The sequence below is a fragment of the Pseudomonas sp. HS-18 genome (assembly GCF_020401845.1).
Classification (GTDB): domain Bacteria; phylum Pseudomonadota; class Gammaproteobacteria; order Pseudomonadales; family Pseudomonadaceae; genus Pseudomonas; species Pseudomonas nitroreducens.
In genome coordinates, this window is record NZ_CP084413.1 from 6185852 (window position 1) to 6200294 (window position 14443).

The window sequence follows — 14443 nt, forward strand, 5'->3', positions numbered from 1 at the left end:
CGGACCGGACGCCCGGGGAGGGAAAGTCCCGGAAGGGAACTCAGCGATCGAAGTCGCCGGCCGCTTCGGGCTGGTATTCGACTTCCAGCAGGGTCAGCTTCAGCGTCTTGCCGCTGGGCGCCGGCCAGTCGATGCTCTGGCCGGTGGTCAGGCCGAGCAGCGCGGTGCCGACCGGCGCCAGGATCGACACCTTGCCTTCCCCGCCGACATTGGCCGGGTAGACCAGCGTCAGGTGGTACTCCTTGCCACTGCTTTCCTCGCGGCAGCGCACGGTGGAGTTCATCGTGACCACGCCCGGCGGTATCTCGTCGTGGCCGACGACCGTGGCACGGGCCAGCTCGGCCTCCAACGCCTCGGCAGCGGGGCCGTACTCATCCAGGCTGTCGAGCATGCGCTCCAGACGTTGCAGGTCGAGTCGGGTGACGGTGATGGGAGTCGTGGTCATGATGGTTGGCAGTCTCCTTACAGGAGAGCCCCGGACGCTCGCGCGCTCGGGGCCCTGGGTGTTCTGGCAGTAAAGACGTTCGGGAAACGAACGCGCAATGAATTCCGAAAAAAGAAAAACCCCGCCCAAGGCGGGGTTTTCCCGGACACTAACACAGCACAGAAAATAAGCAACACCGACCAGTCACCACTTCGGCGAGTGGTTGTTTCGGCGCTTTTCGCAGTCCGCCAGAATCGCCCGGCGACGCTCGCCGTCCGCCTCGTTCCACTCCAGTATCTCGCCCAGGGTGCGGCCGCAGCCGACGCAGACATCCGCGTCGTCCAGGCAGCAGCGCCGGCAGCAGGGCGAAGCGACGCTCGCCTGCCCCTCAGATGCCGGGGAAGTCGACATCCTCGCCAGCCTGTTCCAGCGTGGCGCGATTGAGCAGCGCGCCCAGCGGTTCGCGGGTGCTGTCGCAAATCCACAGCGAGCCGGATTCGTCGTAGTCGAAGTGGAAGCCGCCGGAGCGCGCCGCCACCCACAGCTGGCGCAGCGCCGGCTGGCGGCTGAGGATCAGCTGGGTGCCGTTCTCGAAGCGCACGGTCAGCACGCCGCTGGAGTTCTCCAGGTCCAGGTCCAGATCGCTGTCGTCGAAGGCGTCCTCCACCGTTACCTGTACGGCGTCCACCAGGTCATGGAAGCGGGCTTCGCTCAAAGTGCTCATGCATCGTCCTCGGAATCAGTCAAAGGCACCAGTTTACGCCGGTATTCGCCCAGACTCTGCCCCGTCCAGCGCCGGAATGCGCGGGCGAGCGAACTGGCTTCGCTGAAGCCCAGCAGATAGGCGATATCGGCGGTATCCAGTGCCGGGTCGCGCAAATAGTGGAGCACCAGCTGCTGGCGGGTTTCGTCCACCAGTTGGCTGAACGACAGGCCGGTATCGCGCAGGCGGCGTTGCAGGGTGCGGGGGCTCAGGGCGAGCGTCAGCGACAGGTGCTCCAGGTCGGCGCCCTGCTCCGGCAACTGGCGCGCCAGCTCCCGGCGCGCACGGTCGAGCACGCTGTCGCCCTTGTTGATCTCCACCAGCAGGCGTTCGGCGTAGGCATCCAGGGTGCGCTGCACCTGAGCGTCAGCCTGGCCGAGCGGCAGCGCCAGCAGGCGTTTGGGAAAGACCAGGGCATTGTCCGGCTGATCGAAGAGTACCGGGCAGCGGAAGATGCGGGCGTGTTCGCTGACGTCCGCCGGGGCGCTGTGCCTGAAGCGGACTTCGAACGGCGCCTCGTCCACGCCACTGACCCAATGGCCGAAGCTGACCCAGCCGGCCAGCGTCTCCTCGCTCATCTGCCGCTGCTGTTGCGGCAGCAGCGCCTCCCAGCAGTGTTTGACCAAGGGCTCGCAACCGTCGCGCGGCGGCTCGTCGGCCAGCTCGACGCGGCCCAGGTTGCCCACCAGCGCGGCATAGCGCGCCTGGCGATGCAGGGCGTCGGAAAGGGTCGCGCAGCTCATGATCAGGTAGCCGAGTACGCCGTAGTAGCCGGGGCGCACCGCCTCGCCCAGATGCAGGCCGAGGTTGTCGTCGCCACTCAGGCGCACGCCGGCGCCAACCAGTTCGAGGTAAGCACTGGCGGCGATACGCTGGTCACGCTGGGCGAGGATCGAGGGCTCCAGATGCACCGTCTCCAGCAACTGCGTCGGCTCCACGCCGTGGCGCTGCAGATGCCCCACAAGGCCCTGCAGGTAGGCCACCGACACCGAACTGGGCAGGGGATCGCGATAGTCCATCGAGCTTTCCATTTTTTGCCCACCATCATAGGGCCAGCGGCCCGCCGGGCGCGAGCCGAAAGCCCCGCCAGGCGGGAGCCGGCTCGCATAGGCAAGCCGGCGGGGGGCCGGTATACTCCGGCCCAATCGACGCTTTATTTAAAGGATTCCGCCATGAAGCGACTGCTGCTTCCCTTCGTCGCGATCGCCCTGCTGACCGCCGCCATTGCTGGCTGCGGGCAGAAAGGCCCGCTGTACCTGCCGGACGACGAAAAGGCCAAGAACGAACACAGCAAGGACCGCTACGGTCTCTGAGGGCGTTCCCATGGACGCCTTCGACGTCCGCGGCGGGCGACTGCTCGCGGCAGACGTGCCAGCGTCGGCGATTGCCGAGCGCTTTGGCACGCCGCCGGGCGAAACCGGCGACTTCCCCGCCCGGCTTCGCGCCCCCGCCCGGAAAGAAGGTGACCTGCTGGCCGTTCATCCGGCCGGCGCCTATGGTTTCGTCATGATTTCCAACGACAACACCCGGGGCCGCGCCGCCGAGGTGCTGGCGGATAGCTCGGCCGCGCACGGGGTGCGTTGCCGCAAGAGACAAGAGCTGTTCGCCGGCGAAAGCCTGCTGCCGGACTGAGGCCGAGACGACGATGCTTCTGCGCTTTACCAAGATGCACGGGCTGGGCAATGACTTCATGGTCCTGGACCTGGTCAGCCAGCACGCCCATGTGCAGCCACGCCACGTCAAACAGTGGGGCGACCGCAATTTCGGAGTCGGTTTCGATCAACTGCTGATCGTCGAGCCGCCGAGCACACCGGACGCGGACTTCCGCTACCGCATCTTCAACTGCGACGGTACCGAGGTCGAACAGTGCGGCAACGGCGCGCGCTGCTTCGCGCGCTTCGTGGTCGACAAGCGCCTGACCGCGAAGAAGACCATCCGCGTGGAAACCAAGGGCGGCATGATCGAGCTGACCATCGCCAACGATGGCCAGGTCACCGTCGACATGGGCCCGCCGCGCCTGGTGCCCGAGCAGGTGCCGTTCAAGGCCGAGAGCGAGGCGCTGAGCTATCCCCTGGAAGTGGACGGGCAGCGCTACGAGCTGGCCGCCATCTCCATGGGCAACCCGCACGGCGTGCTGCGCGTGGATGACGTCGACAGCGCACCGGTACGCACCCTGGGCCCGAAACTCGAAGTCCACGAAAGCTTCCCGCAGAAGGCCAACATCGGCTTCCTGCAGATCGTCAATCCGCACCAGGCACGCTTGCGCGTCTGGGAACGCGGCGCCGGCGAGACACTGGCCTGCGGCACCGGCGCCTGCGCCGCCGCCGTCGCCGGCATTCGCCAGGGCTGGCTGCAATCGCCGGTACAGATCGACCTTCCCGGCGGACGGTTGTCCATCGAGTGGGCAGGACCGGGTCAGCCCGTTATGATGACCGGGCCCGCCGTGCGGGTGTTCGAAGGCCAGGTACGTCTATAAGCCTGTTCAAGGTCTTGCCGAGCGCAGCTCAGACAAGGCGGAAACAGGCGAGAAAGCGCAGTTTACGAAGAGTAGATGAGCATTTTGAGCCTGTTTCCAACGCCGTATGAGCAAAGCGCAGGCAGACATTGGACAGGCGCTGAACCGGGACGCTTATGACCGATATCCCCCAGGACCCCACCGTTACGCTCGAAGCCGAACAGGTCGCCGACTATCTTCGCCGGCACCCTGAATTCTTCGTCGACCATGACGAGCTGATCCCGGAGATGCGCATTCCGCACCAGCCGGGCGATGCCGTGTCGCTGGTGGAACGCCAGGTGCGCCTGCTGCGTGAGCGCAACATCGAGATGCGCCATCGGCTGTCGCAACTGATGGACGTAGCCCGCGACAACGATCGCCTGTTCGACAAGACCCGCCGCCTGGTGCTCGATCTGCTCGACGCCACCAGCCTCGAGGAAATCGTCAGCACGGTGGAAGACAGCCTGCGCCACGAATTCCTCGTGCCCTACGTCAGCCTGATCCTGTTCAGCGACAACAATCTGCCGGTGGGCCGCTCGGTGAGCAGCGCCGAAGCGCACCAGGCCATCGGTGGCCTGCTGTCCGGCGGCAAGACCGTCTGCGGCGTGCTGCGCCCCCACGAGCTGGCCTTCCTGTTCTGCGAAAGCGAACGCGAGCAGGTCGGGTCCGCCGCCGTCGTGCCGCTGACCTTCCAGGGTCTGCACGGCGTGCTGGCGATCGGCAGCCCCGATCCGCAGCACTATAAGAGCTCGCTGGGCACCCTGTTCCTCGGCTACGTTGCCGAAGTCCTCGCGCGCACCCTGCCGCGCTTCTCCACGCCACTGCGCTCGGTACGCTGACCTTCGCAACGCGGTAAGCTGCCAGCCTGGCTGTATCACTGGGAGCTTTCCGCGTGTCGCTCGAAGCCGATCTGGAATCCTATCTGGAACACCTGCGCAGCGAGCGCCAGGTGTCCGTGCACACGCTCGACGGCTACCGCCGCGACCTGGCGCGGCTCGCCGCGCTGTGCGAGAAATCCTCGATCAACGAATGGTCGGCGCTGCAGGTGCGCGACCTGCGCCTGTTCGTCGCCCGCCTGCACCAGCAGGGCCTTGCCAGCCGCAGCCTGGCGCGCCTGCTGTCGGCCACGCGCGGGCTGTACCAGTACCTGATCCGCGAAGGCCGCTGCCGGCACGATCCCGCCGACGGCCTCGCCGCTCCGAAGGGCGCCCGTAAGCTGCCGCGCACGCTGGATACCGACCGCACTGCGCAACTGCTCGACGGCGGCGTCGAGGACGACTTCATCGCCCGTCGCGACCAGGCGTTGCTGGAGCTGTTCTATTCCTCCGGCCTGCGCCTCTCCGAGCTGGTCGGCCTCGACCTGGAATGGCTGGACCTGAAAGACGGCCTGGTACGCGTCCACGGCAAGGGTAACAAGGTTCGCGAACTCCCGGTCGGCCGCGCCGCGCGGCAGGCCATCGAAGCCTGGCTGCCACTACGGGCCAGCGTGTCGCCGCAGGACAACGCCGTCTTCATCGGCCGCAGCGGCAAGCGCCTGACGCCGCGCGCCATCCAGCTGCGGGTGCGCGAGGCCGGCGTGCGCGAGCTGGGCCAGCACCTGCACCCGCACATGCTGCGGCATTCGTTCGCCAGTCATATGCTCGAATCCTCCCAGGACCTGCGCGCGGTACAGGAGCTGCTCGGCCACGCCGACATCGCCACCACGCAGATCTATACCCACCTGGACTTCCAACACCTCGCCACGGTCTACGACCAGGCGCACCCGCGGGCACGCCGTAAACCCGGAGCAGAAGAATGAGTATCCGTCTGGTCACCTTCGATCTCGACGACACGCTGTGGGACGTCGCCCCGGTGATGAACAGCGCCGAAGCCACCCTGCGTGACTGGCTCGCGGTGCACGCTGCACAGCTCGGCCCGGTGCCCATCGAGCACCTGTGGGCAATCCGCTCACGACTGATGCAGCAGGACCCGATGCTCAAGCACCGCCTGAGTGAGCTGCGCCGGCGCATCCTGTTCCACGCGCTGCTCGACGCGGGTTATCCACAGCCCGAGGCGACGGAGTTGGCCGAGGCCGGCTTCCAGACCTTCCTCCAGGCGCGGCACCAGGTGGCACTGTTCCCCGAGGTGCATCCGACCCTGGAGCAACTGGCCAACCGCTTCATCCTCGGCGTGCTCACCAACGGCAACGCCGACGTGCGCCGGCTGGGCCTGGCGGACTACTTCCAGTTCGCCCTGTGCGCGGAAGAACTGGGCGTCGGCAAGCCCGATCCGCATCCGTTCCAGGAAGCGCTCAAGCGCGGCGGCGTCGCCGCCGAACAGGCCGTGCACATCGGCGACCACCCCAGCGATGACATCGCCGGCGCGCGCCGCGCGGGCATGAAGGCGATCTGGTTCAACCCCGCCCGCAAGCAATGGGACGGCGAAGAAGCGCCCAGCGCGATCATCCACAACCTGGCAGAGCTGCCGGGCGTCCTGGCGAAGCTCTGATACTCCTGCTCGCTCCTACAGCACGGCACGCCGCAATAATCGGACATGAAAAAGCCCCGCCGCTCCAGACGGAGCGACGGGGCTTTTCGTATTGCGTCAGATATCAGATAGGGCGGCTGCCGTATTTGCTATCCGGCTTCTTGGGCGGGTCGGCCACGACGTTGGGCTCGATCTCCTGCACCTTGCCACCGCGAGTGAGGAATTCCTCCATCGCGCGAGCCAGTGCATCACGATCCTTCTGCTTGGCTTCGACCGAGGGCAGTTCCTCTTCTTCCGCAGCGGCCTTGGCTTTCTTGCCACCGCCCTTGGAAGAAGGGGCTTCATCCCCATCGCCGCTGTCTGCTTCGGCGTCGCCGTCGTCGGCTGCGGCGAGCTCTTCGCCATCATCCTCGTCAGCGCCGTCCAGCTCGTCCTGTTCCAGTTCTTCGTCGCTCATCGTTCAACCTCTGTGGTGCTGCAAAGCACGTTAGTTATAGCCCAGCTGCGCGCTTTGACGAACGCCGCCGGAAAAAATTCATACAAGCTCGCCCTGCCAGGTCGCCACTATCCTGCGCGGGCCGCCGTGGTCACGGTGCTCGCCCAGATAGATACCCTGCCAGGTGCCCATTGCCAAGCCTCCCTGCTGTATCGGCAGCGTCAGCTGACAGCCCAGCAGGCTCGACTTGAAATGCGCCGGAAGGTCATCCGGCCCCTCGTAGTCATGCTCGTAGCCGCCTTCACCCTGGGGCACCAGGCGATTGAAGAACCGCTCGAAATCGCGACGCACCGAGGGATCGGCATTCTCGTTGACCGTCAGCGAGGCGGAGGTGTGCTGCAACAGCAGGTGCAGCAGGCCTACCCGGCACTTCGACAGCTCCGGCAACGCGGCCAGGATCTCGTCGGTGACCAGGTGGAAACCTCGCGGGCGAGGGCGCAGGGTGATGGACTTCTGCTGCCACATGGCGGGCACTTCTCCGTCGCTAACGGTGATGCGCGCGCATTCTAGCGTGCTGATCGAAAAAGCAAAGGGCGCCCGAGGGCGCCCTTCGTCGAACTTGCGCGAACCCTTACAGGTTGTAGCCGCGTTCGTTGTGCAGGGAGAGGTCCAGACCCACGGTTTCCTCTTCCTCGGTGACGCGCAGGCCCATGACCAGGTCCAGGACCTTGAGGATCACGAAGCTGACGATACCGGTGTAGACGATGGTGAAGGCCACGCCCTTGAACTGGGTGAACAGCTGCGCGCCGATGTCGGTCACGGTGCCGAAGCCGCCCAGGGCCGGCGCTGCGAACACGCCGGTGAGCAGGGCGCCGACGATACCGCCGACCGCATGCACGCCGAAGGCGTCCAGGGAGTCGTCATAGCCGACGGCGCGCTTGAGGCTGGTAGCGGCGAAGAAGCAGATCACGCCGGCCGCCAGGCCGATCACGATGGCGCCCATCGGGCCGCAGGTACCGGCGGCCGGGGTGATGGCCACCAGGCCGGCAACCACACCCGAAGCGATGCCCAGGGCGCTCGGCTTACCGTGGGTGATCCACTCGGCGAACATCCAGCCCAGGGCGGCGGCGGCGGTGGCGATCTGGGTGACCAGCATGGCCATGCCGGCAGTGCCGTTGGCAGCAGCGGCGGAACCGGCGTTGAAGCCGAACCAGCCCACCCACAGCAGCGCGGCGCCGATCAGGGTGTAGCCCAGGTTGTGCGGTGCCATGGCAGCGGTCGGGTAGCCCTTGCGCTTGCCCAGCACGATGCACGCCACCAGGCCGGCGATACCGGCGTTGATGTGCACCACGGTGCCACCGGCGAAGTCCAGCACGCCCCAGTCCCACAGCAGGCCGCCGTCACCACTCCAGACCATGTGGGCGATCGGTGCGTAGACCAGGGTGAACCACAGCGCGGTGAAGATCAGCATGGCCGAGAACTTCATGCGCTCGGCGAAGGCGCCGACGATCAGGGCCGGAGTGATGATCGCGAAGGTCATCTGGAACATCACGAAGATGCTTTCCGGGAACAGCGCCGCGGCAGAGGTCAGGCCGGTGCTGGTCAGGCCACTGAGGAAGGCCTTGTCCAGGCCGCCGACGAAGGAGGCGAAGTTGACCACGCCCTTCTCCATACCGACGGTATCGAAGGCCAGGCTGTAGCCGTAGACGACCCAGAGGATGCTGATCAGCGCGGTGATCGCGAAGCACTGCATCATGATCGACAGGACGTTCTTGGCGCGCACCATGCCGCCGTAGAACAGGGCCAGGCCGGGGATGGTCATCAGCAGCACCAGGGCACTGGAAATCAGCATCCAGGCGGTGTCACCGCTGTTCAGGACGGGGGCCGCAGCCTCGTCGGCCAAGGCCAGACCGGGCATTGCGAGGGGCAATAGGGCGCCTAGCCCTGCGTATTTGCGCAGAGTCATTGTTGTTTCTCCTGGGGCGTGGGGTTCGGTGTGGGCTTGGCTTAGATCGCGTCGGTGCCGGTTTCGCCGGTACGGATACGAATGGCCTGTTCCAGATTTACGACAAAGATCTTGCCGTCACCGATCTTCCCGGTGTTGGCGGCCTTGGTGATGGCTTCGATAACACGATCCAGCTGGTCATCGGCAATGGCGACATCGATCTTCACCTTCGGCAGGAAATCGACAACGTATTCCGCGCCACGGTACAGCTCGGTGTGGCCCTTCTGCCGGCCGAAGCCTTTGACTTCGGTCACAGTGATGCCCTGCACGCCGATCTCGGACAGCGACTCACGAACGTCGTCCAGCTTGAACGGCTTGATGATGGCTGTGACTAGCTTCATGTAACTCTCTCCCGTGTTTTGGTGGACCCGCCCCAGGAAGAACGAACCCGGAGACAAGTCTAAGCGCAGTGTCTGGCTTTTGTAATGCGCCGGCCGCCCTACCTCAGCACTCCGACTGCGTTGATCGAAGCGATCCCCTGCCTCGCCTGCCGCACCGGAACTGCATCGGTGCACGCCATGTATGCCCCAAAGCATGAAGCTTGCCAGTTCGTGGAAATGCCCGCGCCATCAGGCACTTGGCTTAAAAAAGGAGTTTCTGGCGATTCGCCAGTGCCGCCCGGGCGCACCGAAAGCGCGCACGGCGGGCGGGCACACTGCTCAAAAAGCGTGCAACCCCGCACGCCGCAGCCGGCGGCGGCTGCGTGATAGACTGCGCTCTGATTCAATCCGGAACCCATGAACCATGCTGCCGCCCAAAGCCTTCCTCGATGCCATCAGCCAACAAGCCGGACGTCTGTTCGGTGGCGAATCGCCCCTGCCGAAGGCCGAGCTGGAAGCCCAGTTCAAGGTTCTGATGCAGAGCGCCTTCAGCAAGCTCGACCTGGTCAGCCGCGACGAATTCGACAGCCAGATGGTCGTCCTCGCCCGTACCCGCGCGCGCCTCGAGGCGCTGGAAGCCAAGGTCGCGGAAATGGAAGCCAAGCTCTCGCCGCCCGCCGCCGAACCCGCCGAGTAATCCCCTCCTGGCGGGCGGCATGCGATCCAGGAGTGATCCATGTCCCTCGCCATCGTCCATAGCCGCGCCCAGGTCGGCGTGGAAGCGCCCGGCGTCATCGTCGAGGCACACCTGGCCAACGGCCTGCCTTCCCTGACCCTGGTCGGCCTGCCCGAAGGCGCCGTGAAAGAGAGCAAGGACCGCGTGCGCAGCGCCCTGCTCAACGCCGGCTTCGATTTCCCCAACCGACGCATCACCCTGAACCTCGCCCCGGCCGACCTGCCGAAGGATGGCGGGCGCTTCGACCTGGCCATTGCCCTGGGCATCCTCGCCGCCAGCGGCCAATTGGCCGACGCTGCCGGGCTGGATGAACTGGAATGCCTGGGCGAACTGGCGCTGTCCGGCACTTTGCGCCCGGTCCCCGGAGTACTACCCGCCGCCCTGGCTGCCCGCGCCGCCGGCCGCGCCCTGGTGGTGCCGAAGGAGAACGCCGAAGAGGCCAGCCTCGCCAGCGGCCTGACCGTCTATGCCGTCGGCCACCTGCTGGAACTGGCCGCGCACTTCAGCGGCCAGGAGCGACTGCGTCCTTATGAGGCGAACGGCCTGATGCGGGTGACGCCGCCCTATCCGGACCTGTCGGAAGTCCAGGGCCAGGCCGCCGCCAAGCGCGCGCTATTGGTCGCCGCTGCCGGGGCGCACAACCTGCTGTTCAGCGGTCCGCCCGGCACCGGCAAGACCCTGCTCGCCAGCCGCCTGCCCGGTCTGATGCCGCCGCTGAACGAAGACGAGGCATTGCAGGTTGCGGCGATCCATTCCGTGGCAGGTCGCGGGCCGCTGACTCACTGGCCACAGCGCCCCTTCAGACAACCGCACCACACCGCCTCCGCGCCGGCGCTGGTCGGCGGGGGAAGCCGCCCGCAGCCGGGCGAGATCACACTGGCGCACGAGGGTGTGTTGTTCCTGGATGAATTGCCGGAGTTCGATCGCAAGGTCCTGGAGGTTCTCCGCGAACCGCTGGAAGGGGGCGAAATTGTCATCGCCCGCGCCAGCGGCCGTGTGCGCTTCCCGGCACGCTTCCAGTTGGTGGCAGCGATGAACCCCTGCCCCTGCGGATATCTCGGCGACCCCAGCGGCCGTTGCCGCTGTTCGCCGGAACAGATCCAGCGCTACCGCGCCAAGCTCTCCGGGCCGCTGCTGGACCGCATCGACCTGCACCTCACCGTCAACCGTGAAAGCACCACCCTTGCCCCCAGCGGGCCCAGCACCAGCAGCGCGGAACTGGCCACTCAGGTCGCCGCTGCCCGCCAGCGCCAACTCGCCCGCCAGGGCTGCGCGAACGCGTTTCTTACGCTGAAGAAAATGCACCAATATTGTGCATTAAGCCCGGAAGACCAGGCCTGGCTGGAAAAGGCCGGCGAACGCCTGAACCTGTCACTGCGCGCCCTGCACCGGATTCTCAAGGTCGCCCGCACCCTTGCCGACCTGCAGCAGGAAGACCGCATCGCGCGCCCGCACCTGGCCGAAGCGCTGCAATACCGTGCGGGGCACTAGCGCGGCAGGCCCTCGGCGATGACGAGGAGATTCAGCTCGACCGTCGCATTCTTCGGCAACTGATAGACGCCGACCGACGTGCGCGTGTGCACACCGGCCACGCCCAGCACCTCATACAGGACTGCCGAGGCGCCGTCGGCCACCTCGCTGTGCTGGGTAAAGTGCTCCGCCGACTGCACGAACACATTGAGCTGCAGCACCTTGCGCACCCGCTCGAGATCCCCCAGCGCCTGTCGCAGCAGCGCCAGCGCCCGCATCACACAGACTTTGGCGGCCCGTTGGGCGTCGGCCAGCGACACCTCACTGCCCGCCCGACCGGTGACGACGATTTCATCGCCTACTCGCGGAATCTGCCCGCTCAGGTGCACCTGGTTTCCCTCGATGAGGAAAGGCACGTAGTTGCCACCGATCTTCATTTCACCGCTGAAGTCGTAGCCGAGCTCGGCGGCAATCCGTTCAAACGCAGCAGCGCGCGTCTCGCTCATAAGTGCTCCCTGATTGGTCTGGAGGTGATCAGCAGCGCCAGAATGGCCGCATCGCTTCCAGCTTCGCCTGCTCGCGGCTGATGCCGATGTCGCGCAATTGCTCGTCGGAGAGCTCCAGCAGTTGCTTGCGGGTGCGCACGCGGCGCCAGAACTGCTGCCAGCGGCTTTCGCCGTGCTCACGCGGCGCCACGCGGGTGCCGGGGATCTCCAGCAGTTCCTGTTGATAAAGGGTCAGCCGCACATCGCTCAGGCCGCTCATGTCGTCACTCCTCCAGTCGGGTTCCTCGGACGTGGGGCAAGCGTGACGAATCGGGGAAAATCATTACAGATTCAACACGACAAAGTTTTTTCCATACAGAACTGGGCGAAATCGGTCTGAATGGCGTATTTTTTCCCGATCTGTACTGCATCGAGCCGAACCAACCCGGCACGGGAGATCTGTCATGAAACGCTACGCGCAGTTGGCCGCCACCCTCGGCGAACGCATCGAGCAAGGCCTGTATCGCCCTGGCGACCGCCTGCCCTCGGTGCGCGCGCTAAGCGAAGAACATGGCGTCAGTATCAGCACCGTGCAGCAGGCCTATCGCGTACTGGAAGATGACGGCCTGGTGGAGCCGCGGCCCAAGTCCGGCTACTTCGTGCCGGAACGTCGCGAACTGCCGCCGATGCCGGCGATGACTCGCCCGGCACAGCGGCCGGTGGATGTGTCGCAGTGGGACCAGGTTCTGGAACAGGTGCGCCGCGCGCCGGGCGGCGATTTCGTCCAGCTCGGGCGCGGCACGCCGGATATCGCCAGCCCTTCGCTCAAGCCGCTGCAACGCGCGATGGTGCATGCCGCGCGGCGGACCGACCTGCAGAGCCTGGGCTACGAAGGCATCCAGGGCTCGCTGCCGCTGCGCGAGCAGATCGCCCGGCTGATGCTCGACTCCGGCTGCCAGGTGCCGCCCAGCGAGATCGTCATCACCACCGGGTGCCAGGAAGCGCTGGCCATCACCCTGCGCGCCATCTGCGAACCGGGGGACATCATCGCCATCGACTCGCCGAGCTTCCACGGCGCCATGCAGGCGCTCAAGGCGTATGGCCTGAAGGCGCTGGAAATTCCCACCGACCCCACCAATGGCATCAGCCTGGAAGCGCTGGAACTGGCGATGGAACAGTGGCCGGTGAAGCTGATCCTGCTCACCCCCAACTGCAACAATCCGCTGGGCTACATCATGCCCGACGCCCGTAAGCGCGCCCTGCTGACGCTGGCCGCGCGCTACGACGTGCCGATCCTCGAGGACGACGTCTACGGTGAACTGGCCTACGCCTTCCCGCGCCCACGCAGCATCAAGTCCTTCGACACCGACGACCGCGTCCTGCTGGCCAGCTCCTTCTCCAAGACGGTCGCGCCCGGCCTGCGCACCGGCTGGGTGGTACCGGGGCGCTACCTGGATCGCATCCTGCACTTCAAGTACATCGCCAGTGGCACCTGCGCGCCGCAGCCGCAGATGGCCCTGGCCGAGTTCGTCGGCGGCGGCCACTACGAGCCGCACATCCGCCGCATGCGCGCGCAGTACCAGCGCCACCGCGACCTGATGACCGAGTGGGTCGGCCGCTACTTCCCCGAAGGCGCGCGAGTCACCCGGCCGCGCGGCGGCTTCATGCTCTGGGTCGAGTTCGACTCGCAGTTCGACAGCGTGCGGCTGAACCACGAATTGCGCCGCGACAACGTACAGGTAGCGGCGGGCAACATCTTTTCCGCCTCGGGCAAATACCGCAACTGCATCCGCATGAACTACTCCAACCGCGACCTGCCGCTGATCGAAGCGGCCGTGCGCAAGGTCGGCGCCTGCGCCGGGCGGCTCACCGCCGAGTTGCGCGAGCAGCAGGCCGAGCCGCTGCCGGCCTGAGGCGAAACATTTATCCACAGCCCGGCGCTGCCGCATGGCCGCGCCCTGCTGTACCTTGGTTTCCTTTTGCCGGGCTCCTGCCTTGACCAGTCTGACCCTCGGCCCACTGGCCATTCCCCTGCCCCACGTCCTGCTCTACCTCGGCTTCTTCGGTGCGCTGCTGGCCGGCTGGCTGGCCGGGCGCAGGCGCGGCGCCAATCCCGAAGGTGCGCTGTTCGCCATGTTCCTCGGCGGCCTGCTGGTGGCACGGCTGGCATTCGTTGCGCGCTTTGCCGAGCAGTACGCGGCGACGCCCCTGAGCATTGTGGATATCCGCGATGGCGGGTTTCTCGCGCTACCGGGCGTGATCGCCGCTGCGCTGATCGGCTCCGTGCTGGCCTGGCGCAGGGCCGCACTGCGTCGCCCGCTGGCCGTCGCCGCCGTGGTCGGCGTATGCCTGTGGGGCGGCGGCAAGGCAGTGACTTCGGCGCTGGATCGCAGCCAGCAGCTTCCCGAACTCACGGTGATGGACTTGCGCGGGGCGGCCGTGGACCTGCGCGCGCGGGATGGCCGGCCCATGGTGGTGAACCTCTGGGCCACCTGGTGCCCACCGTGCCGGCGCGAAATGCCGGTGCTGGAGGCCGCCCAGAAGCAGCGCAGTGATGTGCGCTTCCTGCTGGTCAACCAGGGTGAGAACGCCGAAGCCGTGCAGCGTTTCCTGCGCGACCAGGGCCTGAGCGAAGCGGCAGTATTGCTCGACAGCGGCAACCGCCTGGGCCAGCTCACCGGTTCCTACGGCATGCCCACCACCCTGTTCTACGACGCCCAGGGGCGCCTGAAGCACAGCCAGATGGGCGAGCTTTCTGCTGCCAGCCTGGAGTACGGGCTGGGCCAGCTCAAGGACTGACCCACAGTAAAAGCCGCGAATTCGTAAGCGGCTGGGAGGCCAGAG

The 14443-nt window shown here is 66.3% G+C and carries 19 protein-coding genes and 1 pseudogene; 10 read left to right on the top strand and 10 right to left on the bottom strand.

What is annotated here, in order from left to right; translation table 11 throughout:
* Positions 1-40 precede the first annotated feature (40 nt).
* The 4 genes from rnk to LDJ84_RS28725 form a co-directional block, all read right to left on the bottom strand.
* On the bottom strand, positions 41-445 hold the full coding sequence (rnk, locus tag LDJ84_RS28710; protein WP_024762103.1) for a nucleoside diphosphate kinase regulator: 405 nt from the start codon (positions 443-445) through the stop codon (positions 41-43).
* Between the two features lie 183 nt (positions 446-628).
* The gene (locus LDJ84_RS28715; protein ID WP_081753917.1) at positions 629-835 is read right to left on the bottom strand and encodes a DUF1289 domain-containing protein; all 207 of its coding nucleotides are present in this window, start codon (positions 833-835) and stop codon (positions 629-631) included.
* Positions 813-1148 (bottom strand): iron donor protein CyaY, encoded by a 336-nt coding sequence (cyaY, locus tag LDJ84_RS28720; protein ID WP_024762102.1) that lies wholly within the window; start codon positions 1146-1148, stop codon positions 813-815. The genes LDJ84_RS28715 and cyaY overlap by 23 nt, the downstream gene beginning before the upstream one ends.
* Positions 1145-2206, bottom strand: a complete 1062-nt coding sequence (locus tag LDJ84_RS28725; protein ID WP_024762101.1) for an AraC family transcriptional regulator — start codon at positions 2204-2206, stop codon at positions 1145-1147. Before LDJ84_RS28725 ends, cyaY begins: the two co-directional genes overlap by 4 nt.
* 153 nt (positions 2207-2359) lie before the next feature.
* Here LDJ84_RS28725 and lptM point away from each other — a divergent pair, with 153 nt between their 5' ends.
* From lptM to LDJ84_RS28755, 6 genes and pseudogenes are all read left to right on the top strand, one after another.
* Entirely contained in the window at positions 2360-2500 is a 141-nt protein-coding gene (gene lptM, locus LDJ84_RS28730; protein ID WP_017520757.1) for an LPS translocon maturation chaperone LptM, read from the top strand.
* Positions 2501-2591: 91 nt separating this feature from the next.
* Positions 2592-2819 (top strand): annotated as a pseudogene (locus tag LDJ84_RS28735) (diaminopimelate decarboxylase); the annotation flags it as partial.
* A 13-nt stretch (positions 2820-2832) separates the two neighbouring features.
* Positions 2833-3663 (top strand): diaminopimelate epimerase, encoded by an 831-nt coding sequence (dapF, locus tag LDJ84_RS28740; RefSeq protein WP_024762099.1) that lies wholly within the window; start codon positions 2833-2835, stop codon positions 3661-3663.
* A 155-nt stretch (positions 3664-3818) separates the two neighbouring features.
* Positions 3819-4520 (top strand): DUF484 family protein, encoded by a 702-nt coding sequence (locus LDJ84_RS28745; protein WP_024762098.1) that lies wholly within the window; start codon positions 3819-3821, stop codon positions 4518-4520.
* A gap of 53 nt (positions 4521-4573) precedes the next feature.
* Positions 4574-5479: a tyrosine recombinase XerC gene (gene xerC / locus LDJ84_RS28750; protein WP_024762097.1), complete on the top strand. Its 906-nt coding sequence runs from the start codon at positions 4574-4576 to the stop codon at positions 5477-5479.
* Positions 5476-6168 (top strand): HAD family hydrolase, encoded by a 693-nt coding sequence (locus tag LDJ84_RS28755; RefSeq protein ID WP_226045641.1) that lies wholly within the window; start codon positions 5476-5478, stop codon positions 6166-6168. The genes xerC and LDJ84_RS28755 overlap by 4 nt, the downstream gene beginning before the upstream one ends.
* Positions 6169-6271: 103 nt before the next feature.
* Here LDJ84_RS28755 and sutA read toward each other — a convergent pair whose 3' ends face one another.
* The 4 genes from sutA to glnK form a co-directional block, all read right to left on the bottom strand.
* Positions 6272-6604, bottom strand: a complete 333-nt coding sequence (gene sutA, locus LDJ84_RS28760) for a transcriptional regulator SutA (protein ID WP_037011556.1) — start codon at positions 6602-6604, stop codon at positions 6272-6274.
* A 78-nt stretch (positions 6605-6682) separates the two neighbouring features.
* Positions 6683-7108: a secondary thiamine-phosphate synthase enzyme YjbQ gene (locus LDJ84_RS28765; RefSeq protein WP_024762094.1), complete on the bottom strand. Its 426-nt coding sequence runs from the start codon at positions 7106-7108 to the stop codon at positions 6683-6685.
* A gap of 106 nt (positions 7109-7214) precedes the next feature.
* Positions 7215-8549 (bottom strand): ammonium transporter, encoded by a 1335-nt coding sequence (locus LDJ84_RS28770; protein WP_037011554.1) that lies wholly within the window; start codon positions 8547-8549, stop codon positions 7215-7217.
* A gap of 41 nt (positions 8550-8590) precedes the next feature.
* Positions 8591-8929, bottom strand: a complete 339-nt coding sequence (glnK, locus tag LDJ84_RS28775) for a P-II family nitrogen regulator (RefSeq protein WP_003457590.1) — start codon at positions 8927-8929, stop codon at positions 8591-8593.
* A 403-nt stretch (positions 8930-9332) separates the two neighbouring features.
* Here glnK and LDJ84_RS28780 point away from each other — a divergent pair, with 403 nt between their 5' ends.
* Together LDJ84_RS28780 and LDJ84_RS28785 are read left to right on the top strand one after the other, a co-directional pair.
* Complete coding sequence (locus tag LDJ84_RS28780) at positions 9333-9605, top strand: accessory factor UbiK family protein (RefSeq protein ID WP_024762093.1); 273 nt, start codon at positions 9333-9335, stop codon at positions 9603-9605.
* A 39-nt stretch (positions 9606-9644) separates the two neighbouring features.
* Positions 9645-11135, top strand: a complete 1491-nt coding sequence (locus tag LDJ84_RS28785) for a YifB family Mg chelatase-like AAA ATPase (RefSeq protein ID WP_024762092.1) — start codon at positions 9645-9647, stop codon at positions 11133-11135.
* Here LDJ84_RS28785 and LDJ84_RS28790 read toward each other — a convergent pair.
* Complete coding sequence (locus LDJ84_RS28790; protein ID WP_024762091.1) at positions 11132-11620, bottom strand: RidA family protein; 489 nt, start codon at positions 11618-11620, stop codon at positions 11132-11134. The genes LDJ84_RS28785 and LDJ84_RS28790 overlap by 4 nt on opposite strands.
* Before the next feature lie 28 nt (positions 11621-11648).
* Positions 11649-11879 carry a DUF1127 domain-containing protein gene (locus LDJ84_RS28795; RefSeq protein WP_024762090.1) on the bottom strand — a complete coding sequence of 77 codons (231 nt, stop codon included), beginning with the start codon at positions 11877-11879 and terminating at the stop codon, positions 11649-11651.
* Between the two features lie 184 nt (positions 11880-12063).
* Here LDJ84_RS28795 and LDJ84_RS28800 point away from each other — a divergent pair, with 184 nt between their 5' ends.
* A complete protein-coding gene (locus tag LDJ84_RS28800; protein ID WP_226045642.1) occupies positions 12064-13512 on the top strand; it encodes a PLP-dependent aminotransferase family protein in 1449 nt (482 codons plus the stop codon).
* 82 nt (positions 13513-13594) lie between these two features.
* A complete protein-coding gene (locus tag LDJ84_RS28805) occupies positions 13595-14398 on the top strand; it encodes a TlpA disulfide reductase family protein (protein ID WP_226045643.1) in 804 nt (267 codons plus the stop codon).
* Positions 14399-14443: the final 45 nt, after the last annotated feature.